This window comes from Nocardia sp. NPDC004860 (assembly GCF_040609015.1).
Lineage (GTDB): Bacteria > Actinomycetota > Actinomycetes > Mycobacteriales > Mycobacteriaceae > Nocardia.
On sequence record NZ_JBEXJI010000039.1, the window covers coordinates 53,099 to 78,488 of the forward strand.

Consider the following 25,390-nt stretch of genomic DNA (forward strand, 5'->3'; position numbering starts at 1 on the left):
CCCAAGGGCGAAAAGACAACTGGTCACGGTGGCGACGGCCGTGCCGATCGCGGCGATTGCGGCGATTGCGGCGATTGCGGGAATCACACTATGAGCGTTGCGGGTTCGCGGATCAGCCGCGAGGTAGCGGTGGGTTTGGTGTCTGTAAAAGGTGATGCGTGCAGTCCCTGGGCTGGGATCGGTGGGAGACGCTCCCGACCCGGCGTCAGCCCAAGCCCGGCAGGGCAGGCGAAGTGACCACACTCCCCGGTCCCTGCGCACGCCAGTAGGACATGCGCAGCCGGGATTCATGCGGCCCGTGAACCCCACCTTCGGCAACTGTAATCGATGGCAGCGGCGACCCACTGCCCCACGTGATGCCTGTCGTTCACCCGCGCCGCGCCCGTGGGGTCAAGACGTTTCGGGGCAATCCACCCGGTCCGCCCCCGATACGGAGAATCCTTGCCCATGACAACGGTTTTCCAGCCGTCGGGACTGTCGTTGACCAGTGCGTGGCAGTGATCGCAGGCCAGGGTCAGGTTGGCCAGATCGGTGGGTCCGTCTTTGGCCCAGTCGGTGATGTGGTGGACCGCGCACATGCTCGCGGGTGCGTCGCATCCTGGGCGGGTGCAGCCCTTGTCGCGGGCGATCAACGCCAGGCGCTGGGCCGGAGTGGCCAGGCGCTGGCAGCGACCCAGGTACAGCGGCAACCCGTCGACGTCGAGGACCGCCAACACCGGACGGGTACCCTCGGCCAGCTTCAACGCCTCGTTGATCGAGACATAGCCGCCCGAGGCGGTGGTCGCGACCCCGGCCCCACGCTCTAGATCGGCAACGGACATGGTCAGGATGGCCTGCACCGGCAGGCCACGGTGCGAACCCAGCTTGGCCGGGTCGACACCGGGCTGCAGCAACGCGAACAACGCGTCGTGGGTGCGCTGACCGGCATCGCGACGGTCACGACGCGCGGCCGCCTCGAGGACCTTGGAATCGACGACCCTGACCGTGGCAGCAACGCTGTCGACGTCGTCGATGTTGCACATACCCGGACGCGCGAACTTCGCGAAGACGGCATCCAGCAGCGCGCGCAGTTCGGGGGTGATCCAGCCTTCGATCCAGCTCATGCCGTCCACTCCGGGACGGCCCAGGATCAGGCCGCGGCGGCGACGGCGGTCGGCATCGGAGACGACCTTGCCGTCGGGGTCGACGCGGGCGAGGATGTCGCGGCCGATCTTGGGCAGGTCATCGGGCCAGCCGGTGCGGGAGTGGCCTACCAGGATGTCCTCGGCTTCCGCACGCGTCTCGGCGGGAATGTCGGCGGGCAGGTGGTTCATCACGTCGATGATGTTGCGGACATGATCACGCGAGATCTCGCCCGCCTCAAAGGCTTCGGCAGTCGAAGCCAACGCGGGCGGGCGCAGGTGTCCGGTGGGTTCGAAGAATTCCCCGCACTGGCGGGTGATCTTCACCCGCACCGACGCGTCATACCTCGACAATCCCAACGTCTGACGCAGGAACGGCACCACATCCTTCGCCCCGCTACCTTCGGGCAGCGAACGATTGCAGGCTTCGATGATCAGGCGTGAATCCAGCGCCGACAGTTGACGTTTGCAGGTTTCCAGCCGCTGCATCAAATCCACGACATCACTGTCGGAGAACGGGTTCAGGTTGCCGTGAAGGACGGAATTCGACAGGGATTGCACGGCGGTCGCCAGGTCGGCGATACCGCACGTGTCGAGTGTTTCCCCCTTCGAATCCATGCATCTATTCTACCTCTGACACATGCTAATATGGCGTGAATTACCATGTGATATAAGGAAATTCAGACCGAGGACATTTCCACTAATCCGAGCAATTGCCCGGGCGACATGTCCGAAAACTCTCGAATATCCCGAGTCAAATGCGCTTGATCGGCGTATCCCACTAATGCGGCAACCTCCGCAAGCCCCGTCCCACCCCGCGCCAGCGCCAATGCCCGCTGCATCCTCAATACCCGGCCCAGAGTCTTCGGCCCATACCCGAAGGCCACCAAGGAGAGTCGATGCAGCCGCCGCGGACCCGTCCCCAATTCTTCGGCCGTCGCCGACACCGACATCCCCGAGCCCAACGAGGTCACGATGAACCGCACCATCGGATCCGCGGCATCGGTCCGGCTTGCACGCCAGCGTGCGATGGTCTCGAGACCGACGGTTGGATTCGGCGCCTTGGCGATTAGCTCGGAGGCGCGGCGGAGGTCTGCCGGTGACCAGAGGTCGGCAAGATCAGCTCTGGCGTCGCGTAGTTCGTGCGCGGGCACCCCGAGCAGAGCCGGGGCCGTGCCGGGGAAGAAGCGCATCCCCGCGATCCGGTCGGCGAATCCCGCCGGCGGACGGTAGGCGCGGGTGTCCGGGCCCGCCACCGAGAGTCGCCCGTCGATCCACAGCAGATCCATGCTGCCGTCCGGCAGCACGGGCAGATCCGTGTCCACGACACCCTCGCGAGTCCACACCACCGCGCCGCCGACCCCCGACGGTCGCTCCCGATAGCCCCGCGGCGGGTGGATTTGCATCACCACACCCACTCCTCACCGCGTCCCGAACCCGAAAAGCGCTGAAACACACCTTTGTTCAGCACTTCGTGCACACTTGCATCCTTTGCTTGTTTGCACTCGATGCAAGATTGCACGTTATGTAGTCGCGGGTTCCGCTGCATCGGAGACCTCGACCACGTGCTCGGACTGCCCCGGCTTCCAGGCCGTCACCTCCATGCGCCCGTCCACGATCTCGACCGACGACGCCCCCGTGATGTCGACGGCGTAGAACGGCTCGAACTTGCGGCCGCGCAGGTCGAACCCGCTCTCGGCGAACAGGTCCTCGGCCCAGCGCCGCTGCAGCTCGGGATCCTGGACATCGTGCACCGTGCCGAAGATCTTCACGTCCCCGTCGCTGACCTGCGTGTCCACCGTCGCCGTGTGCAGGCAGAAGCGTGGGTCGCGGGCCAGATCCGCGAACTTCTTCGTTCCCGGCATGCCGACCAGCCACAGCTCGCCCTCGAAGACGCGCGGTTCGAGCGGGCTGATACGCGGAAAGCCGTCCTTGCGGAGGGTGGCGAGCATGCACAGGTTGCCGGTGGCGGCGTGACGACGGGTGAAGATGGTCGAGATCCGGGGTGCGGCGGCGGCGAACTCGGTCCAGGAGGTCATGTTCGCGACCGTACTCCCGGGGACCGACACCTCCGCTCGTCGAAACTCCCTGATCTCTGTTTGAATGGCCAGATGTCGATCTCCCGCCGGATCGCCGTGCTCGCCGCGGCGCTCATCGGTTGCGTCATCCCCGCCACACTCCCGGCGAATGCCGTGGTCGGCGGCACCGAAGCCCAGGCCGGCGACTATCCCTGGCTCGCCGCGGTCGGCACCCCGCTGTTCTTCCCCCGCGCCTCCGGCCAGTTCTGCGGCGGCGCGCTCATCGCACCCGACCAGGTGCTCACCTCCGCCCACTGTGTGGCGATCGCCCAAATGCTGCCACAGGCGCTGACGGTCACCTTCGATCGCAGCGACCTGACCTCACACGAGGGAATCACCGTGAGTGTCACCGGTGTTCGCCTGCACCCCGATTTTCGCTCCGACACGGTCGACGGCGTCGACGTCTACCACCACGACCTCGCCATCCTGACCCTCGCGACCCCGCAGCACCGGCCCACCGTGTCGATCGCCGCGCCACACGGCGGCAGCGCGACCGTGCTCGGCTGGGGCGGCACCTCCGCAAACGACCTGTTCAACACCGTGCTCAGGCGCGCCACCGTCCCACTGGTCTCGGACGCTGACTGCGCCGCCGACTACCCCGGCGTCTTCGATGCCACCGAGATGGTGTGCGCCGGCTCGACCGAGGCCGACACCGCCGAATTCGACAGCGGCGGACCGCTGCTCGTCGACGGCAAGCTGGCCGGCATCACCTCGTGGGCGCGCGGGACAGCCCTGGCCGGCTCTCCGACCGTCTACGCTCGGCTGCCCGCACCGTTCTGAGCCGTCAGACCTTCGACGCCGACTGGTCGAAGGTGAAGACACCATCGGGGTCGTAGTGCTCGGCGATGCCGTGCAGACGAGATGCGTTGCCGCCGTAATAAGCGCTGCCCCAATTCGATAGGTCGGGGTCGATGTAGTTGACGAATGCCGTGTTCCCGGTCAGGTCGCCGAGCCGATCCCGAACCTCGTTCACGGCGTTCCGCGCATCCGATGTGGTGGCCCCGACATAGATCTGGGCGGTCGCCAGCGCGCCGCGATACGGAAAAGCCGTGTCCTTCACGCCGATTCGCGAGGGAGCCCCGGAGAGACTGTCCAGCAGAATATCCATCCCTTCGCGGCCGGTGAGCAGTGCGGTCAACCGACTCGGGTCGGAAAGCGGTTTGGTCAGCACCCGCGAGGAGGCCGTGAACGACTCGCGACCCAATACTCCCCCGCCATTCCAATTCGGCCGGCACTGTTCCACCGAATAATTCGCGCACCCACCGAAATACATCATTGCCGATAGGTAGTCCTTGGTCAGCGAATACCTGTTGGACGGTTGGGTCCTGGTGGCTGCCACCAGTTTGTCGAGCAGACTGTTCATCGCGCTCTCGGGTCCGACATAGCAGCCATTGATCCGGCACGTCGGCGGGCTCCCGGCGGAAATGCCGAGGGTGGACCAGAATTCGTCCGGCGCAGACGCAGTGAAGGCCTGCCAGCCGCCCAGCACATCGGTCAGCGACCCGGCCGGAAAGCGGACCTGGAAGACCGCCAGCTGGGGTGCCGCCACGGTCTGGAAGGTGAACGAGGTGACGATGCCGAAGTTGCCGCCACCGCCACCGCGCAGCGCCCAGAACAGATCCGGTTCCGAGGTCGCCGAGGCGGTCCGCAGCGTGCCGTCCGCGGTGACCACCTGCGCCGAAACCAGGTTGTCGCATGTCAATCCGTACTTCCCGGCCAGCACGCCGACCCCGCCGCCGAGCGTCAGCCCGGCGATCCCGACCGTCGGACACGACCCGGCGGGGAGGCAACGGCCCGCCTGGGCCAGCGCGGAGTACACGTCCATCAGCCGAGTGCCCGCACCGATGACCGCGGTGCCGTCCGCTTTCACCTCGACCCCGCTCATCCCGCCCAGATCCACGACCAGGCCGTTGTCGGGCGTCGAGTAGCCGCCGTAGCTGTGCCCGCCGCTGCGTGCCGCCACCGGGATCTTCGCGCGCGCGGCGGCATCGACGCAGGCCTGCACATCGGAAGCCGTGGCGCACTGCGCGATTGCGGCGGGCTGCCGGGTGTCGAACGCGGGGTTGTAGGCCAGTTTCGCGGTCGCATAACCGGAGTCGGACGGCAGATTCAGTGTCCCGCTCGAGCGCTGCCGTAGCGCGCCCCAATCCACCTGTCCGGCAGGCGGTTGCGCGGCAGGGACCTCCGGCACGCAGCCGGTCGCCGACCCGAGTGCGGCCAGGCTCGCGCCGAGTCCGGCCACCCGCAACAGATTTCGCCGATTGATCGCCATGACGGCGCCCCTCCCCCGAGGGTGTGCCCGGCCCGCCGGGCACACACGAACCATTCAACGGTCGGTTATCGCGACCGTGAACGTTCGTGTTTCACCCGAGCATGCCCTCGGCGAGCCGCGCCCAATCGGCGAGAACCTGCTTGCGCCGCAGGCGATCCCGTCCCACCATCTCATCGAGGGTCGCGCCGCGCACCAGATTGATGGTGAGCCAGAACGCGGCCTCGAGGCGTTCGCGCGGCGCGTCGATGAAACGCCCGCAGGCATCGAGCAGTTCGATCGTCAGGTCGTGCTGCACGCGCAGCATGTTCCGCCGCAGGTCCTTGTCATTGGCGATGCCGACGTACAACTCCACCGCCGCCTTGCCCAGCTTCCCCGCGAACGGTGCGGTCACCAGCTCGACCAGCACCTCCCCCGCCGACGCCGCCCGCGACAGCGTCCGCTCCCGCCGCTGCAGCGCCTCCCCCTGCCGCTGCGTCAGATGCTCGATGGTCTGGGCGAACAATTCCTGCCGGGTGTGGAAGTGATGCAGCTGCGCGCCCCGCGTCACCCCGGCCCGCGCGGTGATGTCGGCGATCGACGCGCTCGCGTACCCCACCTCGGCCAGGCTCTCGATGGCCGCATCCAGCAGCAGCGCTCGGGTGCGGAGACTCTTCTCCTGATGCTTGTTCGGGGGCAGACCGGATACCACCTGGTCAGTCTAGCCGCCTTGCGAAATTGCGTGCTCCCTTGCACGCAATTGGGTGTCGGTCGTAATGTGACCGGCATGCCCGTCGATCGCCTGCTGCCCACGCCCGAAGCCCGCGACCTCATCGAGCTCACCCGCGATATCGCGGACAAGGTGCTCGAGCCCCAGGTCGTGGAGTACGAGAAGCAGGAGCGTTACCCTGCCGAGGCCTTCCGCGCGCTCGGCGCGGCGGGGCTGCTGAGCCTGCCGTATCCGGAGGAGTTCGGCGGGGCCGGGCAGCCGTACGAGGTGTATCTGCAGGTGCTCGAGGAACTCGGCGCGCGCTGGGCGGCGGTCGCGGTGGCGGTGAGCGTGCACAGCCTGTCGTGCCATCCGCTGTTCGCCTACGGCACCGAGGAGCAGAAGCAGCGCTGGCTGCCGGAGATGCTGTCCGGCAATCTGATCGGCGCCTACAGCCTGTCCGAATCGCATGCCGGATCCGACGCTGCGGCCCTGCGCTGCCGGGCCGTCGAGGCCGAGGGGGGCTACCGCATCACCGGCACCAAGGCGTGGATCACCAACGGCGGCAAGGCCGATTACTACACCCTGTTCGCCCGCACCGGTGAGGGCTCACGCGGCATCTCGTGCTTCCTGGTCCCTGCCGGCACCGAGGGCCTGTCGTTCGGCAAGCCCGAGGAGAAGATGGGCCTGCGCGCGGTCCCGACCACCACCGCCGCCTACGACAACGTCTTCCTCCCGGCCGAGCGGCTCATCGGCGAACCGGGACAGGGCCTTCCGATCGCCTTCAGCGCCCTGGACTCCGGCCGCCTCGGCATCGCCGCCGTCGCCACCGGCATCGCCCAGCGCGCCCTCGACGACGCCGTCGCCTACGCCAAGGAGCGAGAAGCCTTCGGCCGCCCCATCATCGACCACCAGGGCCTCGGCTTCGTCCTGGCCGACATGGCCGCCGCCGTCGACTCCGCCCGCGCCACCTACCTCGACGCCGCCCGCCGCCGCGACGCCGGCCTCCCCTACTCCCGCCAGGCCAGCGTCGCCAAGCTCACCGCCACCGACGCGGCCATGAAGGTCACCACCGACGCCGTCCAAGTCTTCGGCGGCTACGGCTACACCCAGGACTTCCCCGTCGAGCGCTACATGCGCGAGGCCAAGATCACCCAGATCTTCGAGGGCACCAACCAGATCCAGCGCCTCGTCATCGCGCGGAGCCTCGCGAGCAGCTGAGGCTCGAATCGGTGCGGCGCTAGCCCCAGGAGCCGGTCGGCACCTGGGAACTCGGTGCCGCGCCGGTGATATTCCACGAGCTCATGATGTTCACCTCCCCACGACCAGCATTCGGCCATACCCTCGCCGGAGGTGGCGTCCCAGCGCCCGATGAGCCCCTCGAAGTCCTATGCTGAGCTCAGGCCACCGAGGAGGTGTCATGGGACGGATCGTCTCCCCCGTGATCGGCGTCGTGCTATGCGTCGTCGGAGTGATCTGGATGGCACAGGGCGCCGGTTCCCTGCACGGGTCGCCGATGACCGGGCACTCCGAGTGGAGTTATCTCGGTGGGGTTCTCGTCGTGATCGGGGCGGGCCTGCTGCTCTGGACCGGGTACCGGGCGCTGCGTCGCTGACCGGCGCCCGGAACAGGCGGAATCCCCGGTTGCCCCCGGGGATCACTGTGCCCGACTCACGCGGCAACCGTTGCGTCCCAGTCGATGACGAAACGGTGGACCGGGCCGAACATCTTCTCCGGCTTGAGGAAGGTGCGGGTCGCGATAGGCATCATCAGACCGAACAGGGCCTTGGCGACCGGGCCGGAGGTCTTGCCGTTGTTGGTCTTGGCGGCATTGTCCGAGATGTCCTCGACGCGCGTGCGGCGCAGGCGCTCGTAGGCCGTGAAAGCCGCTGCGGGGTCCGGGATGTCACGCAGGCAGCGGGCCAGCTCGACGGCCGACTCGACGGCCAGCGACGCCCCCTGGCCCGAGCTGGAGGACGGGGCGTGCACGGCGTCGCCGACCAGGACCACGCGACCGCGGAACCAGTTGGGCACGTGGGGCATCCGCTCCATCGGGCCGGTGACGATCATGTCCTCGACGCCGGCCTCGGCGAACAGCCGCTCGCCGGGAGTGTCACCGATGTGGGCGGCGCGCAGCTTCGCCAGCCAGTCTTCGGCGGGCACGGCCTTCGCCTCGGCGAGGGTCATGGGCTGTTCCTGCGGGAAGTTGCTGAAGAAGACATACTTGCCGTTCGGCTGACGCCAGTAGCCGTAGAAGGCACGCTTGCCGAATGCGAAGTGCATCGCCTCGATATCGCCCTCGCCGCCGTCGGAAAGCTTTCCGTCCGGGGTGAATTCGCCGAAGCCGAAGCTCATCAGGCCGGTGTACTCCGGACCGGGGGCCTGCGGATCGATCAGGGTGCGCACGGTGGAGTGGATGCCGTCCGCGCCGATCAGGATGTCCGCGGTGGCCGTGGTGCCGTCCTCGAACTGCGCGATCACGCCCGTCTCGGTCTGCTCGAGGTCGACCAGCCGCTTACCGTGCTCGATGGTGATGCCGTTGGCGACCGCGTGGTCGTGCAGCACCCGGAACAGGTCCGAGCGCAGGATGGTGCAGCTCGGCGGCAGGCCGGGCAGCGCGTCGACCTGCATGAGCGTGCGGCCCGTGCCGGTCTCCATCACCATGCTGTGCAGCGGGTGCCCGGCGGCCTCGACGAGCTTGTCCGCGCCGATGATCCCCAGTGCCGCAAGGCCGTTCGGCGCTACGGTAAGCATCGCGCCGGTGTCGGCCGCGGCCGGGTACGCCTCGTACACCGTTGCCTCGATGCCGGCCTTCTGCAGCGCCAGTGCGGTCACCGGGCCCGCGATGCCGCCGCCGATGATCAGTGCCTTCTTGATGCCGTTCATGACTAATGCCTTCCCCGATTCCTTCGATCACCTCCGTGACCGCTGCAGCAATAGTATCCATGAAACTAGTTGCCTCGCAACTAGTTCGTGGAACAAAAAGGGGCCTCACCGGGGACACACCCCGATGAGGCCCACTCGGATCTACGCCGTGGCCTGCCGCTTCGGCAGCTTCCAGCCCGGCCGCGGGAAGTGGCAGGTGTAGCCGTTCGGGAACCGCTCCAGGTAGTCCTGGTGCTCCGGCTCGGCCTCCCAGAACGTGCTCGCCGGGGTCACCTCGGTGACCACCTTGCCCGGCCACAGGCCGGAGGCGTCGACGTCGGCGATGGTGTCCTCGGCGACCCGCTTCTGCTCGTCGTCCAGGTAGAAGATGGCAGAGCGGTAGCTCGTCCCGATGTCATTGCCCTGCCGATCCCTGGTGCTCGGATCGTGGATCTGGAAGAAGAACTCCAGCAGCGCACGGTAATCCGTCTGCGCGGGGTCGTAGACGATCTCCACCGCCTCCGCGTGCCCGGGGTGATTGCGGTAGTTCGGGTTGTCGTTGCGACCACCCGTGTAACCCACCCGGGTCGACAGCACACCCGGCTGCTTCCGGATGAGATCCTGCATGCCCCAGAAGCATCCGCCGGCCAGAATGGCCTTCCGCGTATCGGTCACGCTTCCTCCTTCGTGAACAGAGACTTGTACTGCCCGTAGCCCTCGGCCTCGAGCTGGTCGAGGTGGATGAACCGCAGCGACGCCGAGTTGATGCAGTAGCGCAGCCCGCCCGCATCGCGCGGCCCATCGGTGAACACATGACCCAGATGGCTGTCGCCGTGCGACGAGCGCACCTCGGTCCGGAGCATGAAGTGGCTCAGATCCCGCTTCTCGACCACATTGGTGTTGTCGATCGGCTTGGTGAAACTCGGCCACCCCGATCCGCTCTCGAACTTGTCCGTCGACGCGAACAACGGCTCACCCGATACCACATCCACATAGATACCAGGCTCGTGGTTGTCCCAGTACTCGCCCGTGAACGCCCGCTCGGTCCCGTTCTCCTGCGTGACGTGATACTGCTCAGGCGACAGCGCGGCCACAGCCGCCGGATTCCGGTTGTACTCCCGTGCCACATGACCTCCTTGATCGGCCTCAGCTACAACCCACCCTGCCCGCTGGAAAGTCCACCCTCAACCCCGCGTCATACTTCTGTCACCATTGGCCGCCGGGCATACTCACCGGCGTGAGCGCGCCCGGGAACGAGACCGACGACGATCAGGTGCCCGCGTGGGCACGGCGAACTGCAGGGGAATCACGGTGGGCGGCGACAGCGGCCATCGTGGGGATCCTGGTCGTGCAGTTCTATCTGCCCGCGCAATTCATTGCCGGACCGCGCTGGGTCGTCCCGGGCATCGGGCTGCTGTTGCTGATCGTGCTGATGATCGGCAACCCCGTCCGCCTCGACCGGGACGAGGTCCGCCTGCGCCGCTTCAGCCTGCTGCTGATGGCGTTGCTCGGATTCGCCATGGTGTGGTCGGTAGCGCAACTGGTACGGGCCCTGATCGATGGCACGGTCAGCGACAATGCGGCCGGCCTGCTGACCTCCGGCGGCGCGGTCTGGCTGACCAATGTGCTCGTATTCGCGCTCTGGTACTGGGATTTCGACCGCGGCGGGCCCGCCGCCCGAGCCCACGCCCGCAAGCCCTATCCCGATTTCCTGTGGGTCCAGATGCAGAATCCGGATCTCACGGATCCCGAGTGGGAACCGCAATTTCCGGATTACCTCTACCTGTCCTTCACCAACGCCACCGCGTTCAGCCCGACCGACGTGATGCCGATGTCCCGCTGGGCGAAAACCCTGATGATGATCCAATCGGCGATCTCACTGATCACCGTGAGCCTGGTCATCGCCCGTGCGGTCAATGTCCTGAAGTAGTGCCGAACCTGTTGTGTCAGCGGTTGAACCACATGTCGGCGACGAGCATGATCACCGCGACACCGACGAAGGCGGCGGCGAAGCCGATGGACTGGCCGATGGTGCCGACGATACCGGCGGCGAGGAACAGCGTCAGGACCGGCGCCCAGACGAACATGTCCGGCGGGCCAAAGGTGCGCTGCTTGCGGGCGGCGGCACCGCTCGAGGCGGGCTGACGGCGTTGCGGGGTTCCGCGTCCGGGTGTAGTCACCTGGGCGAGACTACAATTCGGCGGCCGCCGGTGCCACCGCGGGGCGGCGCGGCGGGAGGGCACAGCAGCCGACGACGCAGGGCGCGCCGTTGACGGTGCAGCCCAGGGCGGTGATCTCGCTCAGGCGGGCCGGCGCGGCGGCGCTGCGGTACTCGTCCACCAGGTCGGCGACCAGCTGCGCATAGCGCGGGTCCGGGCCGGGTGTGGCGGCGCGGGCGAAGGCCATGCCCAGTTCGGCGGCCCGCTCCTTCGCCTCGTTGTCCAGGTCCCAGATGACCTCGAGGTGATCGGAGACGAAGCCGACCGGGCACACCACGACCGCGTCCACGCCACGCGCGGCGAGGGCGTCGAGGTGATCGACGATGTCGGGGTCGAGCCACGGGATCTGCGGCGGGCCGGAACGCGACTGCCACACCAGGTCGTAGTCGTCGAATCCGGTTGCGGCAGCGCACAATCGGGCCGCCTCGGCGACCTGACGACTGTAGAGGTGCTGCTCGGCGGGCGGGCCGGAGGCGACATCGGCGGAGACCGGCACCGAGTGGGCGGTGAAGACCAGCCGGGCGGACTCGCGTTTGTCGGCCGGCAGTTCCGCGACGGCCGCGCGGATCGAGTCCGCGAAGGCTCCGATGAACAGCGGATGGTCGAAATACTGGCGCAGCTTCACCAATTCGGGAGCGTCGGCGACCGCCGCCCGGGCACGCACGATGTCCTCGTGGTACTGCAGGCAGCCGGAGTAGCCGCCCCACGCCGAGGTCGGGAACACCAGCGCGGACCGGACACCGTCCGCGCGCATGCGCTCGACGGTCTCCTCGACCATCGGGTGCCAGTTGCGGTTGCCGAAGTACACCGGCAGATCGATACCGCGCGTGGCGAATTCGGCCTCGATGGCCTTGATGATGTCCAGGTTCAGGGCATTGATCGGCGATACCCCGCCGAAGTGCAGGTAGTGCTGTGCGACTTCGGCGAGACGCTCCGGCGGCACGCCCCGGCCCCGAGTGACGTTCTCCAGGAACGGCATCACATCCTCGGGGCGCTCGGGACCGCCGAAGGACAGCAGTAGCAGGGCGTCCACTTCACGAGCCGTGGGCTCCGCAGCCACTGCTCTCCTCCTTACCCTCGAACCTCGTCCGGATCAGTTGCCGCCGAAACCGGCTTCCGGGAACCAGGTGTTGTGGCTGGCGCCGCCGTCGACGTAGATGATCGAACCGGTGGTGCCGGGCAGCCAGTCCGACAGCATGGCCACGATGGACTTGGCCACCACGGTCGGGTCGTCGACATCCCAGCCGATCGGGGACGCGCCGTCCCAGTACTCGTTGAGCATGTTCAGCTGCTTGGCGTCATCGGTGGCGGTACCCGCGATGGCCTTGGCGGCGAGGGTCTTGATCGGACCGGCCGCGATCAGGTTGGAGCGGACCTTCTTGGCATTGCCGACTTCCCGCGCCACATAGCGGTTCACCGACTCCAGCGCCGCCTTGGCGACACCCATCCAGTTGTAGTACGGCATGGCGGTGCGCGGATCGAAGTCCATGCCCACGATGGAGCCGCCCTCGTTCATGGCGGGCAGCACGGCGCGCGCGAGCGAAGCGTAGGACCAGGCCGAGATCTCGAACGCCTTGGCCGCATCCGGGCCCGGGCCGTCGAGGAACGCCACGGCGTCCGGACCCATCAGGGTCTTGGGGGCGAAGGCGATCGAGTGCAGCACCCCGTCGATGCCCTCGGGCGCGAGCTCACGCAGCTGCTCCGGCAGGTTCGCCAGATCCGCTTCGCTGGTGACGTCGAGACCGATGGCCGGGGGCACCTCCTGGGGCAGGCGCTTGGCGATGCGGTCGATGAGCCGCAGCCGCTCCGGGATACCGGTGATGATCACCTTCGCGCCCTGCTCCTGCGCGACCGCGGCCGCGTGGAAGGCGATGGACGAGTCGGTGATGATGCCGGTGATGAGTACGGTCTTGCCTTCGAGCAATCCACCCATGGGTTGGTCGGTTCTCCTCGTTATGAAAATGCTGGGGTTGAGGTCTCTGGTCAGGGGTAGGTCTCTGAGCCAAAGGCTCAGTGGCCCATGCCCAAACCGCCGTCGACCGGGATGATCGCGCCGGAGATGTAGGACGAGTCCTCGGAGGCCAGGAAGCTGATGGCCGCGGCAACTTCCTCGGGACGACCGATCCGGGTCGCCGGAATGGCCTTGAGCACGCCCTCGCGCATCTCCTCCGACACGTCCTCGCGGGTCATATCGGTGTCGATGAACCCCGGCGCGACGACATTCGCGGTGATATTGCGCGAACCGAGTTCACGTGTGATCGAGCGCGCCATGCCGACCAGACCGGCCTTGGAGGCGCAGTAGTTGATCTGCCCGGGCGCACCGATCTGGCCGACCACCGAACCGAGGAAGATGATGCGGCCCCACTTCGCCCGCAGCATGGCGCGATTCGCGCGCTTGGCGCACCGGAACGCACCGGTCAGGTTGGCGTCGACGACGCGCTCGAATTGTTCGTCGCTCATCCGCATGAGCAGTGTGTTATCGGTGATGCCCGCGTTGGCGACCAGCACCTCGACCGGACCCTGGTGCGCCTCCACCTCGGAGAACGCCCGATCGACCGATTCAGTATCGGTCACATCGCATTTCACGCCGAAAAGCCCCTCGGGCACGCCGGACCCACGATGAGTCACGGCGACCTTGTGTCCGTCGGCGAGCAGGCGCTGGGCGACCGCGAGACCGATGCCGCGGTTACCGCCGGTCACCAGTACCGACCGGGATGTGATGTTCGACATAAGGGCAAACCTATCTGTTCGTGTTCGGGACTCGGCGCGCGGTACCGATTTACGGCAGACGCTGACGATAGAGCAGGGCGGTGAGCACGCCACCGGCGGTCACCAGCAGGCCGAGCAACAGCCACGGACGGCTGGCGTCGCCCATGGTGGTCTCGTAGCCGATCTGCTCTTCCAAATGGGCATAGACGTTCTTGAGTTCCTCCAGCGTGGAGGCGGTGAAGAACTCGCCGCCGGACAACTTCGCGATCTCGCGCAGCGAATCGTCGTCCACCGGCACCCGCACCCGCTGCGAACCCTTGCCGTCCTGATCCGGAATCTCGACGGTGCCCCAGGTGGTGCCGAACGAAATCGTCGACACCGGAATGCCTTTCTCCTTCGCCAGCCGCGCGGCGGTGAAGCCGTGGCGAGGGTTCTCGACGTCCTTGTCGTCCGGAACGGTCTGCTTACCGTCGGACATCATGACGATCTGGGCCGGCGGCGGCTTCTCCGCGCCGCCCAGCACCGACGCCAGTGTGTCGATCGACTGCAGGGCGGTGAGAATGCCCTCGCCGGTGGCGGTGCGCTCGGCCAGCTTCATATTGTCGATGGCCGCCTTGACCGCTTCCCGATTGGTCGTCGGCGACACCTGCACCGACGCGGTACCGGCGAAGGTGACCAGACCCAAGTTGATACCGGGCGTCAGATTGTCCGCGAACTCCTTGGCGGCCTTCTTGGCCACCTGAATTCGACTGGGCGGCACGTCGGTCGCCTCCATGGACAGCGACACGTCGATCACCAGGATGACCGTGGCCCGGTTGCGCGGCACCTTCTTGGCCGCGGTCGGACCGGCGGCGGCGAAGGTCAGGAAGATCAGGCCCACCAGGGTGAGCGCCACCGGAATGTGCCGCCACGGCTTGGGCTGCGAGGGCGCGACCTTCTCCAGCAGATCCATATTGGCGAAGCGCAGCATGTGCTTTCGCCGCCGCTGCTGGATCAGGATGTAGATCAGCGCGATCGCGGCCAGCACGGCCAGGAATCCCAGCCAGTACTGCGCCGTGAAATGCGAAAGGCTCAAAGTGACATTGCCAATGCTCACTGTCGCGGCACCCGCCCGGCAGTCGGGGCGCCGAAGGTGTGGCGCCGGGTCGACACGAATCTGACCACGTCCGCGATCCAGTCGCGATCGGTGCGCAGGGTCATCACCGGCGCACCGCAGCTGCGCAGCGCCTGCTCGACCTGGTCGCGATGACGCTGCGCGGCGCGCGCGAAATCGGTACGGAGCGTGGGGGTCACACTGAATTCCCGGGTCCGGCCCGACTCCGGGTCGTGCAGGACCACATCGCCGACGTCCGGCAACTCCAGATCGCGCGGGTCGAGCACCTCGACGCCGAGCAGGTCGTGGCGGCCGGAGATGGCGCGCAGCGAACGCTGCCAGTCGATGTCCCCGAGGAAATCGGAGACGACCACGGCCAGACCGCGTTTGCGCTGCGGGCGGCGCAGGGCCTCGATGGCCCCGCGCAGATCACCGCGCACCCCGTCGGGAGCGTGCGGGGTGGTCGCGATCTTGCGCAGCATCGCCTGCTCGTGCACGCGGCCGCTGCGGGCCGGAATCCGGATCAGCTGCTGGCCATTGGCCACCACCGCGCCGATCCGGTTGCCGCCGCCACTGGTCAGATGCGTGACCGCGGCCGCCGCGGCGACCACCAGATCCCGCTTCTCGCACAGCGCGGTACCGAAGTCGACACTGGCCGACAGGTCGATGACCAGCCAGGTCTCGAGTTCGCGGTCGGCGATCATCTGCCGCACGTGCGGATGGGTGGTGCGGGCGGTGACCGACCAATCCATCTGCCGCACATCGTCGCCCGGCTGATACATGCGGGCGTCACCGGGTTCGGAGCCGGGGCCGGGGATCAGGCCCAGGTGGTCACCGTGCAGCACGCCGTCCAGACGCCGGCGCACGGTGAGTTCGAGCGTCTTCAACGCCGCCGACAACCGCGGGTCGGTCAGCTGCCCCTGCCGGAACGAGGGCGGGGCGTGCGTGGAGCCGCTGGGGGGTGAGATCGTCACGGGCGCAATCGATTCCGAGACCGGCCTCACTTCGGCTGGGGCTGACCGGGAACTCCGGACACCTGACCGTTGGGGGGCTGCGGAATACCCTGCTGCGGCGGCTGCGGAATGCCCTGGGCGGCCACGCCGGGCTGCTGCGGGGCGCCGTGCGGGCCCAGCACCGGCGGCTGCGCCGGGGCGGGCATCGGCGCGGCGGGCGCGGGGGCGCCGGCCGGGGCATTGGCCTGGGCGGCGACCTGCGGCAGGCCGACGGTCTGCAGCACGCGCTTGATCACATCGTCGGGGCTGACCTCGTCGGCGAGGGCGTCGTAGGACAGCACCAGGCGGTGGCGCAGCACATCGGGGATCACCTCGACGACATCCTGCGGGACCACGTAGTCGCGGCCGCGGATCAGCGCGACCGCGCGGGCGGCGGCGATGATGCCGAGCGAGGCGCGCGGCGAGGCGCCGTAGGAGATCCAGCCGGCCACGTCCTGCATGCCGAAGTCGGCGGGCTTGCGGGTCGCGGCGATCACGCGGACCACGTAGTCGACCAGCGCGTGGTGGACGAACGTATTGGCGGCCACGCTCTGCAGCCGGACCAGTTCCTCCGGATCGAGCACCCGCTTGGCCTCCGGCGGGGTGACACCCATCCGGTAGATGATCTCGCGCTCCTCCTCGACGGAGGGGTAGTCGACGACGACCTTGAACAGGAAGCGGTCGCGCTGCGCCTCGGGCAGCGGGTACACGCCCTCCGACTCGATCGGGTTCTGGGTCGCCATGACCAGGAACGGATTCGGCATCGGGTAGGTCTTGCCGCCGATGGACACGTGCCGCTCGGCCATCACCTCGAGCAGTGCGGACTGCACCTTGGCGGGCGCGCGGTTGATCTCGTCGGCGAGCACGAAGTTGGCGACCACCGGGCCCAGCTCGGTGTCGAACTCCTCGCGGCCCTGCCGGTAGATGCGGGTACCCACGAGGTCGGTGGGCACCAGGTCCGGGGTGAACTGCACGCGCGAGAAGCTGCCCCCCACCACCTTCGCGAAGGTCTCCACGGCCAGGGTCTTGGCGATACCCGGCACGCCCTCCAGCAGCACGTGCCCCTTGGCGAGGACACCGACCAACAGCCGCTCGACCAGCCGATCCTGACCGACGATCACCCGCTTGACTTCGTAGATCGCCTTTTCCAGGGTCTGGACATCGCGCTCGAGGGTGTTCGGAGGCGAGGGCGGTGCATCCTTCACCGTGCTTACCCCGCTCACACCGTCAGTCGAAGTCACCAACATCCCCGCTTTCGCCTTGGTCCTGTGCGTTCCGCCCCAACTATTCCAGGTATCTCGCGCAATTGCCGCACCCGGATCCGATCGCGGCGCGAATTTCGGTCGTGAAATGTGGCTTTCGGCTATTTCCTGGCCGTGGTGGCGTGGTCGAGGACCAGTTCGACGGCGTCGGCGACGGGGGTGTGACCGTCGGTCAGTTCGATGATGACGCGGTTGAGGGCCGGGCGGTGCAGGGCGACGTCGATGAAGGCGGCGACGTCGTCGCGGTGGACGTCGCCGTATTCGATTGCCAGTCCGGCCGTGACCAGGCCTTTTCCGGGTTCGTTGCGCAGTGTGCCGGGACGCACGATGAGCCAGTCGAGGTCGGTGGCGACGAGGTAGGCGTCGGCCATCTTCTTCACGCGCATGTAGTGCTCGAAGGCGGGTGTTGTTTTGAGATCGCGACCCGCGTCGGGGAACACGGACACCAGAACGAAACGGGCAACACCGGCAAATCGTGCGGCATCGGCCGACTTTTCCAGTCCCCTGCCATCGATCAGCGAGGTCTGGTCCATCCCGGTGCCGTGCGCGCCCGCGGAGAAGACGATGGCGTCGTGGCCGTGGAATTTGGCGGCCAGTTCGTCCACCGAATCGGTGACCAGGTCGCCGGCCACCGGGTTCGCGCCGGTCGCGGCGATCGTCGCCGCCTGGTCCGGGTTGCGGTGCATGCCGGTGACCTCGTCACCGCGTGCGGTCAGCAGCGTCGACAGACGGCGTCCGATACCGCCGGCCGCTCCGATCTGGAATACCTTCATCGGTGACTCCTCTCGTAGGCGGGCACACCCTCAGCTTCCCATCGGACCGGCGGAAGGATTCGATCGGTACCAGAAAGTTTCCGGAGCACCGATGCGCCGGGCGAAGATGCGTCTAATCTTGCGAATGTCTCTGCCGCCGACCGCTTCTGCGCCGGTAGCGTTGTCGGTATCGGTCGACGGTGTCCGGTGATACGGGATGTGGTGTGACGTGTGGGATTTCGAGGTTTCGCCCAGGCAATCCATCGGCGAGACGGTGCTGGAAGAACTCCGGGAGCGGGCGGCCGCCGACGGGGTCGCGCTACGGGTGGGAGTGGTTGTCGAACACAATGACGCGGTGCTGATGCTCGAGCACGAGGAGCACGTCGAGGGACGCAGTCCGCTACACCTGCCCGGGACGGTGGTCCGCCCGGGCGAGTCGCTGGCCGGCGCGGTGGTGCGGGCGGTGCGGGAGGAGACCGGGCTCGCGGTGGTCGACGTCGTGCGCCACCTCGGCAGCTTCGACTACCTCTCGAGTGCCGGAAAGCGGGTCCGCAGAGAACATTTCGCGGCCTCGGTGGCGAGTGCTGGGCCGGTGCGGGTCACGAACTACGCCGAGTACCGGTGGGTCCCGCTCAGTGGTGAACTGCCGGTCACCCCGTCGATCCGCCGTATTCTCAGGACGTACCAGGAGTAGCACTCGCCGCTGCGGAGGACCACATGCTCGAGATCGACACTCGTCCGGTGGTCCTCGACCAATTCACGGTCGACGAGACCGGCCGGGCTGGGCGGCGTCCTCGCGGCGTGGTCTATCCGGTCACCGCCGAAGACGTGGTGACCGTGGTCGACTGGGCCCGGGAGCACCGCACGCCCTTGATTGCGCGCGGGGCCGGGACCAGCCTGGAAGGGCATCTCCTGGCCCGAGGTGACGAGCTGATCCTGGACTTCACCCAGGCCGACAAGATCCTCGACATCTCCCCCGGCGACTTCACCGCCACGGTGCAGCCCGGCGTCAGCCGGACCCGGCTCAATGCGGCGGCCGCCGAATTCGGGCTGCAGTTCACGGTGGATCCCGGTGCCGACGCGTCACTGGGCGGGATGGCGGCCACCAATGCCAGCGGCACCACCACCGTCCGGTACGGCGGCATGCGGGCCAATGTGCTCGCGCTGCAGGCGGTGTTCGCCGACGGCACCGTCACCCGGATCGGGCGCGCAGTGCGCAAATCCTCGAGCGGATACGACCTGAAGGACCTGCTCATCGGGTCGGCGGGCACGCTCGGGATCATCACCGAGCTGACCGTGAAGCTGCATCCGATTCCGGAATGGATTCACTCGCTGCGCATTTCGTTCCCGACGGTGGCCGATGCCGTGGACACCGCGGTCGAGATGCTGGGCGCGGCGCTGCCGGTGAGCCGGCTGGAACTGGTGGACGCGCCGAGCATGGCGGCCATCAACATGTTCCGCGGTACCGCGTACGCCGAGACACCCGCCCTGTTCATCGACATCGAATCCGGTTCGTCCGCGGCCGTCGCGGCGAATGAGCAGGAGATCGGGCGGATCGCCGCCGCACACGATGCGATCGAGGTGGCGACCGCACGCACGCACGGGGATCGGCACGCGCTCTGGGAGGATCGGCACAATCTCTACTTCGCGGTCAAGGCGAGCAATCCCGGCTGCCGGTTCATGATCACCGATACCGCCGTGCCCTATTCGCGGATCGCGGGGGCCGTGGAGACCGCCACCCGGCTGGGGGCCGAGCTCGGGCTGAACATCACCGTCGCGGGGCATATCGGGGACGGGAACGTCCACACCATCGTTCCCTATACCGAGGCCGAATACGAGGCGGCGCAGCGGTTCTCGGATCTGGTGGTGCGGCATGCGCTCGAGGTCGGCGGCACCGCCACCGGTGAGCACGGGATCGGGCTGGCCAAGAAGAAGTATCTGCGGGAAGAGCACGGGGCCGCGGTGGATCTGATGGCGGCGGTGAAGCGGGCGCTCGACCCGCTGGGACTGCTCAACCCCGGCAAGGTGCTCGACGTCAACCCGGGAAATCCGCTTCCCAGCGGCTCCTGACCACGGTCTCGCGCGCGTGCTCGAGGTACGACATGGCGTGCGCCGCAACATGATCGCGCAGGCGCGCCACGGCGGGCGTCGGACGGTGATTGCCGGAGACCAGGCCGATGCTGCGCTCCCGCTCCCCGGTCAGGGGGACACGCGTGAGGCCGGGGTGCGGGGTCTCCGGGGCCGGGAGCACCGCGATGCCGAGGTTCTGGGCGACCAGGGCGCGCAGGGTTTCGAACTCGGTGATCTCGAAGCCGACATCCGGGGTGAATCCGGCCTCGGCGCACCAGGAGTCGACGAGCCGGCGCAGGTGATAGGTCGGCGGATTGGCGATGAACGGCTCGTCGGCGAGTTCGGCGAGATCGACCAGTCCCCGGGTCGCGAGCGGGTGGGCGTTCGCGACATAGAGGTGCAGGCGCCGGAACCCGAGGATGATCGCGGGCAGGTCCTCGGGCGCGGGGATGGTGACGGCCAGATCGAGGCGACCCTCGCGGACCATCTCGGCCAGGGCGGTGCCGTGCGCCTGCACCAGACTCAGGCGGATGCGGGGTGCGCCCGCGTGGAAGTCGGCCAGCAGTGACGGGATGCTGACCGGGCCCAGGGTGAAGGGGAAGCCGAAGCGGACCAGGCCGCTCTCCGGATCGGCGTCGCTGCGGACCACGTCGACCGCGTCGCCGAGCGCCTGGACCAGTCCGCGCGTGCGGTCGAACAGCTCCTGGCCCGCGGCGGTGAGCGCGACTCGGCGACCGACCGGTTGGAACAACTTCACCCCGACGGCCTGCTCGACCGCTTTCAACCGGCGGCTCAGCGACGACTGCGGCACGCCGAGCCGCTGCGCCGCGCGTGTGATGTGCCCCTCCGCCGCGGCCGCGTCGAACGCGGCGAGCAGCGGAATCAGGGCCTCGACCTGAGCAGACGGCAATCCATCCATATTCGGATCATAATCACTCGAAACGAACATTGGACGGATGAATAGGCGCGGCGTGACGATTATCGGTACCAGCAACCGAGGAGGTCAGTCAGATGGACACACACGCCGACAGCACCGAATCCCACACGGACACAGCGGTTCTCGATGTCGTACTGATCGGAGGCGGCATCATGTCCGCCACCCTCGGCGCGATGATCGCGGCGCTGCAACCGGACTGGTCGATGGTCCTGCTGGAACGGCTCGACCGCGTCGCCGCGGAGAGCTCGAATCCGTGGAACAACGCCGGCACGGGACACTCGGGGTTCTGCGAACTCAACTACATGCCGGATGCGGGCGATCCGAGCAAATCGGCGGAAATCGCGTCCATGTTCGCGCTGTCGCGGCAGCTCTGGGCGGGCCTCGCGGATCGGGGCATGCTGCCGGATACGACCTTCGTCACCGCGACGCCGCACATGGATGTGGTGTTCGGCGAGCGGGATGTGGCATACCTGCGTCGGCGTTTCGAGACGCTGCGGGCATTGCCCGCGTTCTCGGCGATGGAGTACAGCGAGGATCCGGCCGTGATCGCGCGGTGGGCTCCCCTGCTGATGGCGGAGCGTGAACCGGGTGAGCCGATGGCGGCCACCCGGTACGAGGGCGGCACCGATGTCGATTTCGGAGCGCTCACCGCATCCCTGGTGGCGGCCATGACCGGTGCGGGCGGCCAGTTGCGCACCGGCCACGAGGTCACCGGGCTGCGGCGCGGCGACGACGGCATCTGGACGGTGACCGGACGCGACCGGAACAGCAGGCAGCGCTTCACCATCCGCGCGCGCTTCGTGTTCGTCGGGGCGGGCGGCTACGCCCTGAAGCTGCTCCAGAAGGCCCGGATTCCCGAGGTTCGCGGTTACGGGGTCTTCCCGGTCGGCGCGCAGTTCCTGCGCACCGACAACCCCGACGTCGTGGCCCGGCACGAGGCGAAGGTCTACAGTCAGGCGCTGATCGGCGCTCCCCCGATGTCCGTGCCGCACTTGGACAAACGCATCGTCGACGGCGAATCGTCGCTGCTGTTCGGCCCCTACGCCACGTTCAGTACGCGGCTGCTCGAGCACGGCAGGCTCACCGATCTGTTCACCACCCTGCGGGCCTCGAATATCGTGTCGCTGGTGGCCGCGGGCCTCCAGAACCTGCCGCTGGTGCGCTATCTGATTCGCGAACTGCTCTCGACACGCCGCCGCAAATTCGCACAGCTGCAACGGTTCTACCCCGACGCCGACCCCGCCGACTGGTACCTGGTGCGGGCCGGTCAGCGCGCCCAGCTGGTCAAACCCGACCCCGACCGCCTCGGCGTGCTGACCATGGGCACCGAGCTGGTCACCGGCGCGGACGGCACCATTGCCGGACTGCTGGGCGCGTCGCCCGGTGCCTCGACCGCGCCCGCCATCATGGCCGACCTGTTGAACCGGTGCTTCCCGCAACAGCATTCGCAGTGGGAATCGACACTGCGGGAGCTCATGCCGGGCTATGCCGACGGCTCGAACTCCCAGAGCGCGGGTGCGCTGCCCGACCTCCCGGTGGCGATCGGGAAGTAGCTGTGATGATCGGCGGGATCGACGACCACGATGTGCGCGCCGTCCGCGAGGTGCGCGGCTCCGGCCGGCTTCGGATGTCCGTCCCGCCGATCGAAGACGCTCACCCACCCGCTCTCACTGGCCACATACACCCGTTGGGGACCCGGATCGTAGGCAAGGACATCGGGCGTCTCCCCCACACTGTTGTGGTCGGTCACTGCATGTTTCGCGAGATCCACCGTGATGAGCGTCGCGTTGTCCTCACATCCGACATACATGATCTGCGCGCTTGCATCGAGTGCCTGACCATGCGGCCCCGAACATCCGGGTGTGGGGATGCGGCCGGTGACGGTCAGCGAATCCGGTGCGATGACGGCGAGCTCGCCACGGCCCTGCACCGCGACCACCATCCGATCGACCGCGGCGTCGTAGACGACATTGCCCACCTCCCCGCCCAGCCCGACGGTGCCGCGGACGGTTCCGCCGTCCGCGTCGACAACGGTCTCGCTGCCCGCCCGCTCGTTGGTGGTCCATACCGCGTTCCGCACGGGGTCGTAGGCCAGTCCGTCGGGATAGGCGCCGGTCGGGGCGGTGAACAGCACCGCCCCGCTGTCCTCGTCCAGTGCCACGACCTGGTCGCGACCCGTCACGGTGGCGTAGACGCGATGCTTCCCCGGGACGACCAGCACGCCGTGCACATCGGGCGCGTCGGGGATAGTCCGAACCACGGTGTGTGCCCGGACATCGACCTCGACGATCTCACCGGCCCCCATGTGCGCCAGGAACATCAGCCCGCGGTCGGAATCCAGGCTCGCATAATCGAATCGGCCGGAGCCCCCGGTCAAGGCGACCTCCGCGACCTTGCGCAGCGGCAGCTGGCCGCCGGTCGTGGCCGGTCCCCGAGCAGCGGAACAGGCCGCCGCCACCATGGCCCCGACCAGCACCCACCCCACCTGTCTCGACCACATCCGGCTCACCTCATGGGACTCGGCAGACGTCGCGGAACAGCGCGGCGGCCGCGTCGGCGGCGGGCTCGATCAGGCGGGGATCGTCGTAGAAGTCGATCTGGCCGACCGAGTTCAGCCACAGCTCCGATTTCGGGGATGCCACCGCAGCATAGAACGTGCGGGCCCAGGACGGGACCAATGCGTTCTCGGAGTGCACGAGCAGGAAGGGAACCGTCAGTCGCGCGGCGGCCTCCTGGACGTCGAAACCGGCCGTGTGCTCGAAGGATTCGACCGCGAAACCATTCGTATAGTTGGGGACCGCACCGCGCGGGGTGCCGTAGTACTCGAACGCCTCCCGCAGCGGCATGGCGACATCCCCGTTGTCGGCCGCCACGGCCGGGATGGTCTCGACCTCACCGGTGGCCAGCCGGCGTTCCCGAGCCCGGCGTCCCCGCTCGACCACCGCCGGATCCCCCGGGTTGGCGGCCACATCCGGGTAGACCCCGGCGACACCGGCGAAAGCCCGGATGCGCGCATCATCGGCGACGGCCCGCGCCATGTAGCCGCCGCCGGCGCACACACCCAGCGCGACCACGGTCTTGCCCGCGAACCGCTCATCGTCCTGCAACGCCGACACCGCCGCCGCGATATCGGCGGCCTTGCCCAGCGGATCCTCCAATTGCCGTGGCACACCATCACTCTCACCGAACGTGCGGTGATCGAAGGCCAGCGCCGCGAACCCGCGCCGCGCCAGCGCCTCCGCGTACACGCCCGCCGCCTGCTCCTTGACGGAGGTCAACGGCCCGGTGGTGACCACGACCCCCGTCGGCGTTCCCCCCGGCAGGTACAGCGTGCCCACCAGCCGATCCCCGTCCCGGGTGACCGTGAACGGAACTGTGCTGACCGTCATTTCGTGCCCTCCTCCTCGAATTCATCGCATTACGGTGAGACAGACGGTAGGCGCGGACCCCGGCCACCGATAGAAGGCACTTCGCGGTGCCCTTCCGAATGGAGGCGACATGGCAGCGGTCATCCCGGACGTGCTCGAGGAATCCTGCACGACCCGGCAGGCCCTCGAACGCCTCGCCGCGAAATGGCGCATCCTGCTGATCTACGCACTACTCGACGGCCCGCAACGCCCCGCCGCGCTGCGCCGCCGCCTGCCCGGCATCACCCAGAAGGTCCTCACCGAAACCCTGCGCGGCATGGAATCCGATGGCCTGGTCGAACGCCACGTCTACAAGGAGACCGCCCCGCAGCACATCGAGTACTCGCTCACCGAGCTCGGCAAGTCCCTCGAAACACCCTTGGCCGCCATCTGCGCCTGGGCCACCGAACACCCTTGAGCGACAAGCCGATCCCGCGCCGGTGGTGGCACCGCACCACCTCTATTCGGTGACCCCGAAACCGTGCCGCGCGACCCGATCAGTCTCACCAGCGACTACCTCGTCCATGCGGTGATCGCTGTGGCGGTCGTGACGGTGGTGGTCACACTGGTGGCCTGGAATTCCGTGCGGGGTCCGCGGCCGGTGCACCTGCTCACGCGGTTGTTCGTGATCGGCATGTGCGCTGAATGCGCGGCCGGGCGAGTCTCGGCGTCAGCCGGCTCAGTGGAATCCCAGGGTTAGGTCGCGGCGTAGTACCTTGCCGGTTGCGTTGCGCGGCAGGGGTTCCGCGGTGACCAGCCAGCGGGCGGGCACCTTGAAGTAGGCCAGCTGTCTGGCCACGTGATCGCGCAACTCGTCCTCCGACAGCTGCTGTGGGTCGTCGACCACCACGATCGCGGCGACCTCCTGGCCCAGATCCTCGTGCGGGACCCCGATCACCGCCGACTCGCGCACCAGCGGGTGCTCGTC

The 25,390-nt window shown here is 67.9% G+C and carries 27 protein-coding genes and 1 pseudogene; 8 read left to right on the forward strand and 20 right to left on the reverse strand.

Annotated elements, in window-relative coordinates; all coding sequences use genetic code 11:
• Positions 1 to 287 precede the first annotated feature (287 nt).
• The 3 genes from ABZV44_RS41100 to ABZV44_RS41110 form a co-directional block, all read right to left on the reverse strand.
• Entirely contained in the window at positions 288 to 1,739 is a 1,452-nt protein-coding gene (locus tag ABZV44_RS41100; RefSeq protein WP_354849305.1) for a DUF222 domain-containing protein, read from the reverse strand.
• A 62-nt stretch (positions 1,740 to 1,801) separates the two neighbouring features.
• Positions 1,802 to 2,527 (reverse strand): helix-turn-helix transcriptional regulator, encoded by a 726-nt coding sequence (locus ABZV44_RS41105; RefSeq protein ID WP_354849388.1) that lies wholly within the window; start codon positions 2,525 to 2,527, stop codon positions 1,802 to 1,804.
• A 117-nt stretch (positions 2,528 to 2,644) separates the two neighbouring features.
• Positions 2,645 to 3,160 carry a pyridoxamine 5'-phosphate oxidase family protein gene (locus tag ABZV44_RS41110; RefSeq protein ID WP_354849308.1) on the reverse strand — a complete coding sequence of 172 codons (516 nt, stop codon included), beginning with the start codon at positions 3,158 to 3,160 and terminating at the stop codon, positions 2,645 to 2,647.
• A gap of 72 nt (positions 3,161 to 3,232) precedes the next feature.
• Between ABZV44_RS41110 and ABZV44_RS41115 the strand changes: the two genes are divergently transcribed.
• Complete coding sequence (locus tag ABZV44_RS41115) at positions 3,233 to 3,979, forward strand: serine protease (protein WP_354849311.1); 747 nt, start codon at positions 3,233 to 3,235, stop codon at positions 3,977 to 3,979.
• Positions 3,980 to 3,983: 4 nt separating this feature from the next.
• Here the strand turns inward: ABZV44_RS41115 and ABZV44_RS41120 are convergent, their stop codons facing one another.
• Together ABZV44_RS41120 and ABZV44_RS41125 are read right to left on the reverse strand one after the other, a co-directional pair.
• Entirely contained in the window at positions 3,984 to 5,471 is a 1,488-nt protein-coding gene (locus ABZV44_RS41120) for an FAD-dependent oxidoreductase (RefSeq protein WP_354849313.1), read from the reverse strand.
• A gap of 91 nt (positions 5,472 to 5,562) precedes the next feature.
• Positions 5,563 to 6,159: a TetR family transcriptional regulator gene (locus ABZV44_RS41125; RefSeq protein ID WP_354849316.1), complete on the reverse strand. Its 597-nt coding sequence runs from the start codon at positions 6,157 to 6,159 to the stop codon at positions 5,563 to 5,565.
• A gap of 75 nt (positions 6,160 to 6,234) precedes the next feature.
• Here ABZV44_RS41125 and ABZV44_RS41130 point away from each other — a divergent pair, with 75 nt between their 5' ends.
• Together ABZV44_RS41130 and ABZV44_RS41135 are read left to right on the forward strand one after the other, a co-directional pair.
• Complete coding sequence (locus tag ABZV44_RS41130) at positions 6,235 to 7,377, forward strand: acyl-CoA dehydrogenase family protein (protein WP_354849318.1); 1,143 nt, start codon at positions 6,235 to 6,237, stop codon at positions 7,375 to 7,377.
• A gap of 199 nt (positions 7,378 to 7,576) precedes the next feature.
• Positions 7,577 to 7,771, forward strand: a complete 195-nt coding sequence (locus tag ABZV44_RS41135; protein ID WP_354849321.1) for a hypothetical protein — start codon at positions 7,577 to 7,579, stop codon at positions 7,769 to 7,771.
• Positions 7,772 to 7,827: 56 nt separating this feature from the next.
• Here ABZV44_RS41135 and ABZV44_RS41140 read toward each other — a convergent pair whose 3' ends face one another.
• From ABZV44_RS41140 to msrB, 3 genes are all read right to left on the reverse strand, one after another.
• On the reverse strand, positions 7,828 to 9,042 hold the full coding sequence (locus ABZV44_RS41140) for an FAD-dependent monooxygenase (RefSeq protein ID WP_354849324.1): 1,215 nt from the start codon (positions 9,040 to 9,042) through the stop codon (positions 7,828 to 7,830).
• 141 nt (positions 9,043 to 9,183) lie between these two features.
• Positions 9,184 to 9,696 (reverse strand): peptide-methionine (S)-S-oxide reductase MsrA, encoded by a 513-nt coding sequence (msrA, locus tag ABZV44_RS41145; protein ID WP_354849327.1) that lies wholly within the window; start codon positions 9,694 to 9,696, stop codon positions 9,184 to 9,186.
• Complete coding sequence (gene msrB, locus ABZV44_RS41150; protein WP_354849330.1) at positions 9,693 to 10,148, reverse strand: peptide-methionine (R)-S-oxide reductase MsrB; 456 nt, start codon at positions 10,146 to 10,148, stop codon at positions 9,693 to 9,695. The genes msrA and msrB overlap by 4 nt, the downstream gene beginning before the upstream one ends.
• Before the next feature lie 110 nt (positions 10,149 to 10,258).
• On the opposite strand from msrB, the gene ABZV44_RS41155 reads away from it, so the two are divergent.
• On the forward strand, positions 10,259 to 10,951 hold the full coding sequence (locus tag ABZV44_RS41155; RefSeq protein ID WP_354849333.1) for a hypothetical protein: 693 nt from the start codon (positions 10,259 to 10,261) through the stop codon (positions 10,949 to 10,951).
• Between the two features lie 16 nt (positions 10,952 to 10,967).
• On the opposite strand, the gene ABZV44_RS41160 is transcribed toward ABZV44_RS41155, so the two are convergent.
• From ABZV44_RS41160 to ABZV44_RS41195, 8 genes are all read right to left on the reverse strand, one after another.
• Entirely contained in the window at positions 10,968 to 11,201 is a 234-nt protein-coding gene (locus tag ABZV44_RS41160; RefSeq protein ID WP_354849335.1) for a hypothetical protein, read from the reverse strand.
• Between the two features lie 10 nt (positions 11,202 to 11,211).
• Positions 11,212 to 12,300 (reverse strand): ferrochelatase, encoded by a 1,089-nt coding sequence (locus tag ABZV44_RS41165; RefSeq protein WP_354849338.1) that lies wholly within the window; start codon positions 12,298 to 12,300, stop codon positions 11,212 to 11,214.
• Positions 12,301 to 12,333: 33 nt separating this feature from the next.
• Positions 12,334 to 13,173 (reverse strand): NADH-dependent enoyl-ACP reductase InhA, encoded by an 840-nt coding sequence (gene inhA / locus ABZV44_RS41170; protein WP_354849340.1) that lies wholly within the window; start codon positions 13,171 to 13,173, stop codon positions 12,334 to 12,336.
• A 77-nt stretch (positions 13,174 to 13,250) separates the two neighbouring features.
• Positions 13,251 to 13,970 carry a 3-oxoacyl-ACP reductase FabG1 gene (gene fabG1, locus ABZV44_RS41175; RefSeq protein ID WP_354849343.1) on the reverse strand — a complete coding sequence of 240 codons (720 nt, stop codon included), beginning with the start codon at positions 13,968 to 13,970 and terminating at the stop codon, positions 13,251 to 13,253.
• 49 nt (positions 13,971 to 14,019) lie between these two features.
• Positions 14,020 to 15,024 (reverse strand): VWA domain-containing protein, encoded by a 1,005-nt coding sequence (locus ABZV44_RS41180; RefSeq protein ID WP_354849391.1) that lies wholly within the window; start codon positions 15,022 to 15,024, stop codon positions 14,020 to 14,022.
• A gap of 17 nt (positions 15,025 to 15,041) precedes the next feature.
• On the reverse strand, positions 15,042 to 16,016 hold the full coding sequence (locus ABZV44_RS41185) for a DUF58 domain-containing protein (protein WP_354849346.1): 975 nt from the start codon (positions 16,014 to 16,016) through the stop codon (positions 15,042 to 15,044).
• A gap of 26 nt (positions 16,017 to 16,042) precedes the next feature.
• Positions 16,043 to 17,281, reverse strand: coding sequence for a MoxR family ATPase (locus tag ABZV44_RS41190; protein ID WP_354849348.1), 1,239 nt, complete (start codon positions 17,279 to 17,281; stop codon positions 16,043 to 16,045).
• A 116-nt stretch (positions 17,282 to 17,397) separates the two neighbouring features.
• Positions 17,398 to 18,069, reverse strand: a complete 672-nt coding sequence (locus ABZV44_RS41195) for an NAD(P)H-binding protein (RefSeq protein ID WP_354849351.1) — start codon at positions 18,067 to 18,069, stop codon at positions 17,398 to 17,400.
• Between the two features lie 208 nt (positions 18,070 to 18,277).
• Here ABZV44_RS41195 and ABZV44_RS41200 point away from each other — a divergent pair, with 208 nt between their 5' ends.
• Both ABZV44_RS41200 and ABZV44_RS41205 read left to right on the forward strand, forming a co-directional pair.
• Positions 18,278 to 18,742, forward strand: a complete 465-nt coding sequence (locus tag ABZV44_RS41200; RefSeq protein ID WP_354849354.1) for an NUDIX hydrolase — start codon at positions 18,278 to 18,280, stop codon at positions 18,740 to 18,742.
• A 23-nt stretch (positions 18,743 to 18,765) separates the two neighbouring features.
• Positions 18,766 to 20,118 carry an FAD-binding oxidoreductase gene (locus tag ABZV44_RS41205; RefSeq protein ID WP_354849357.1) on the forward strand — a complete coding sequence of 451 codons (1,353 nt, stop codon included), beginning with the start codon at positions 18,766 to 18,768 and terminating at the stop codon, positions 20,116 to 20,118.
• Here the strand turns inward: ABZV44_RS41205 and ABZV44_RS41210 are convergent.
• The gene (locus ABZV44_RS41210; protein WP_354849360.1) at positions 20,084 to 21,037 is read right to left on the reverse strand and encodes a LysR family transcriptional regulator; all 954 of its coding nucleotides are present in this window, start codon (positions 21,035 to 21,037) and stop codon (positions 20,084 to 20,086) included. The genes ABZV44_RS41205 and ABZV44_RS41210 overlap by 35 nt on opposite strands.
• 92 nt (positions 21,038 to 21,129) lie before the next feature.
• Here ABZV44_RS41210 and mqo point away from each other — a divergent pair, with 92 nt between their 5' ends.
• The gene (mqo, locus tag ABZV44_RS41215) at positions 21,130 to 22,608 is read left to right on the forward strand and encodes a malate dehydrogenase (quinone) (RefSeq protein WP_354849363.1); all 1,479 of its coding nucleotides are present in this window, start codon (positions 21,130 to 21,132) and stop codon (positions 22,606 to 22,608) included.
• Here the strand turns inward: mqo and ABZV44_RS41220 are convergent.
• Together ABZV44_RS41220 and ABZV44_RS41225 are read right to left on the reverse strand one after the other, a co-directional pair.
• The gene (locus ABZV44_RS41220) at positions 22,539 to 23,555 is read right to left on the reverse strand and encodes a YncE family protein (protein ID WP_354849365.1); all 1,017 of its coding nucleotides are present in this window, start codon (positions 23,553 to 23,555) and stop codon (positions 22,539 to 22,541) included. The two genes, mqo and ABZV44_RS41220, sit on opposite strands and share 70 nt — an antisense overlap.
• Before the next feature lie 10 nt (positions 23,556 to 23,565).
• A complete protein-coding gene (locus ABZV44_RS41225; protein ID WP_354849367.1) occupies positions 23,566 to 24,444 on the reverse strand; it encodes an alpha/beta fold hydrolase in 879 nt (292 codons plus the stop codon).
• A gap of 109 nt (positions 24,445 to 24,553) precedes the next feature.
• Between ABZV44_RS41225 and ABZV44_RS41230 the strand changes: the two genes are divergently transcribed.
• Positions 24,554 to 24,880 carry a helix-turn-helix domain-containing protein gene (locus ABZV44_RS41230; protein ID WP_354849369.1) on the forward strand — a complete coding sequence of 109 codons (327 nt, stop codon included), beginning with the start codon at positions 24,554 to 24,556 and terminating at the stop codon, positions 24,878 to 24,880.
• A 261-nt stretch (positions 24,881 to 25,141) separates the two neighbouring features.
• Here ABZV44_RS41230 and ABZV44_RS41235 read toward each other — a convergent pair.
• Positions 25,142 to 25,390, reverse strand: a pseudogene (locus ABZV44_RS41235) (long-chain fatty acid--CoA ligase); the annotation flags it as partial.

Bases quoted from the DNA above. Each gene is read 5' to 3' on its own strand.
- fabG1 (WP_354849343.1), bottom strand. From the start codon at position 13,970: ATGTCGAACATCACATCCCGGTCGGTACTGGTGACCGGCGGTAACCGC.
- ABZV44_RS41115 (WP_354849311.1), top strand. From the start codon at position 3,233: ATGTCGATCTCCCGCCGGATCGCCGTGCTCGCCGCGGCGCTCATCGGT.
- ABZV44_RS41130 (WP_354849318.1), top strand. From the start codon at position 6,235: ATGCCCGTCGATCGCCTGCTGCCCACGCCCGAAGCCCGCGACCTCATC.
- ABZV44_RS41140 (WP_354849324.1), bottom strand. From the start codon at position 9,042: ATGAACGGCATCAAGAAGGCACTGATCATCGGCGGCGGCATCGCGGGC.
- mqo (WP_354849363.1), top strand. From the start codon at position 21,130: ATGGACACACACGCCGACAGCACCGAATCCCACACGGACACAGCGGTT.
- ABZV44_RS41205 (WP_354849357.1), top strand. From the start codon at position 18,766: ATGCTCGAGATCGACACTCGTCCGGTGGTCCTCGACCAATTCACGGTC.
- ABZV44_RS41100 (WP_354849305.1), bottom strand. From the start codon at position 1,739: ATGGATTCGAAGGGGGAAACACTCGACACGTGCGGTATCGCCGACCTG.
- ABZV44_RS41135 (WP_354849321.1), top strand. From the start codon at position 7,577: ATGGGACGGATCGTCTCCCCCGTGATCGGCGTCGTGCTATGCGTCGTC.
- ABZV44_RS41210 (WP_354849360.1), bottom strand. From the start codon at position 21,037: ATGGATGGATTGCCGTCTGCTCAGGTCGAGGCCCTGATTCCGCTGCTC.
- ABZV44_RS41220 (WP_354849365.1), bottom strand. From the start codon at position 23,555: ATGTGGTCGAGACAGGTGGGGTGGGTGCTGGTCGGGGCCATGGTGGCG.
- ABZV44_RS41195 (WP_354849351.1), bottom strand. From the start codon at position 18,069: ATGAAGGTATTCCAGATCGGAGCGGCCGGCGGTATCGGACGCCGTCTG.
- ABZV44_RS41225 (WP_354849367.1), bottom strand. From the start codon at position 24,444: ATGACGGTCAGCACAGTTCCGTTCACGGTCACCCGGGACGGGGATCGG.
- ABZV44_RS41105 (WP_354849388.1), bottom strand. From the start codon at position 2,527: ATGCAAATCCACCCGCCGCGGGGCTATCGGGAGCGACCGTCGGGGGTC.
- ABZV44_RS41230 (WP_354849369.1), top strand. From the start codon at position 24,554: ATGGCAGCGGTCATCCCGGACGTGCTCGAGGAATCCTGCACGACCCGG.
- ABZV44_RS41110 (WP_354849308.1), bottom strand. From the start codon at position 3,160: ATGACCTCCTGGACCGAGTTCGCCGCCGCCGCACCCCGGATCTCGACC.
- ABZV44_RS41190 (WP_354849348.1), bottom strand. From the start codon at position 17,281: ATGTTGGTGACTTCGACTGACGGTGTGAGCGGGGTAAGCACGGTGAAG.
- ABZV44_RS41120 (WP_354849313.1), bottom strand. From the start codon at position 5,471: ATGGCGATCAATCGGCGAAATCTGTTGCGGGTGGCCGGACTCGGCGCG.
- inhA (WP_354849340.1), bottom strand. From the start codon at position 13,173: ATGGGTGGATTGCTCGAAGGCAAGACCGTACTCATCACCGGCATCATC.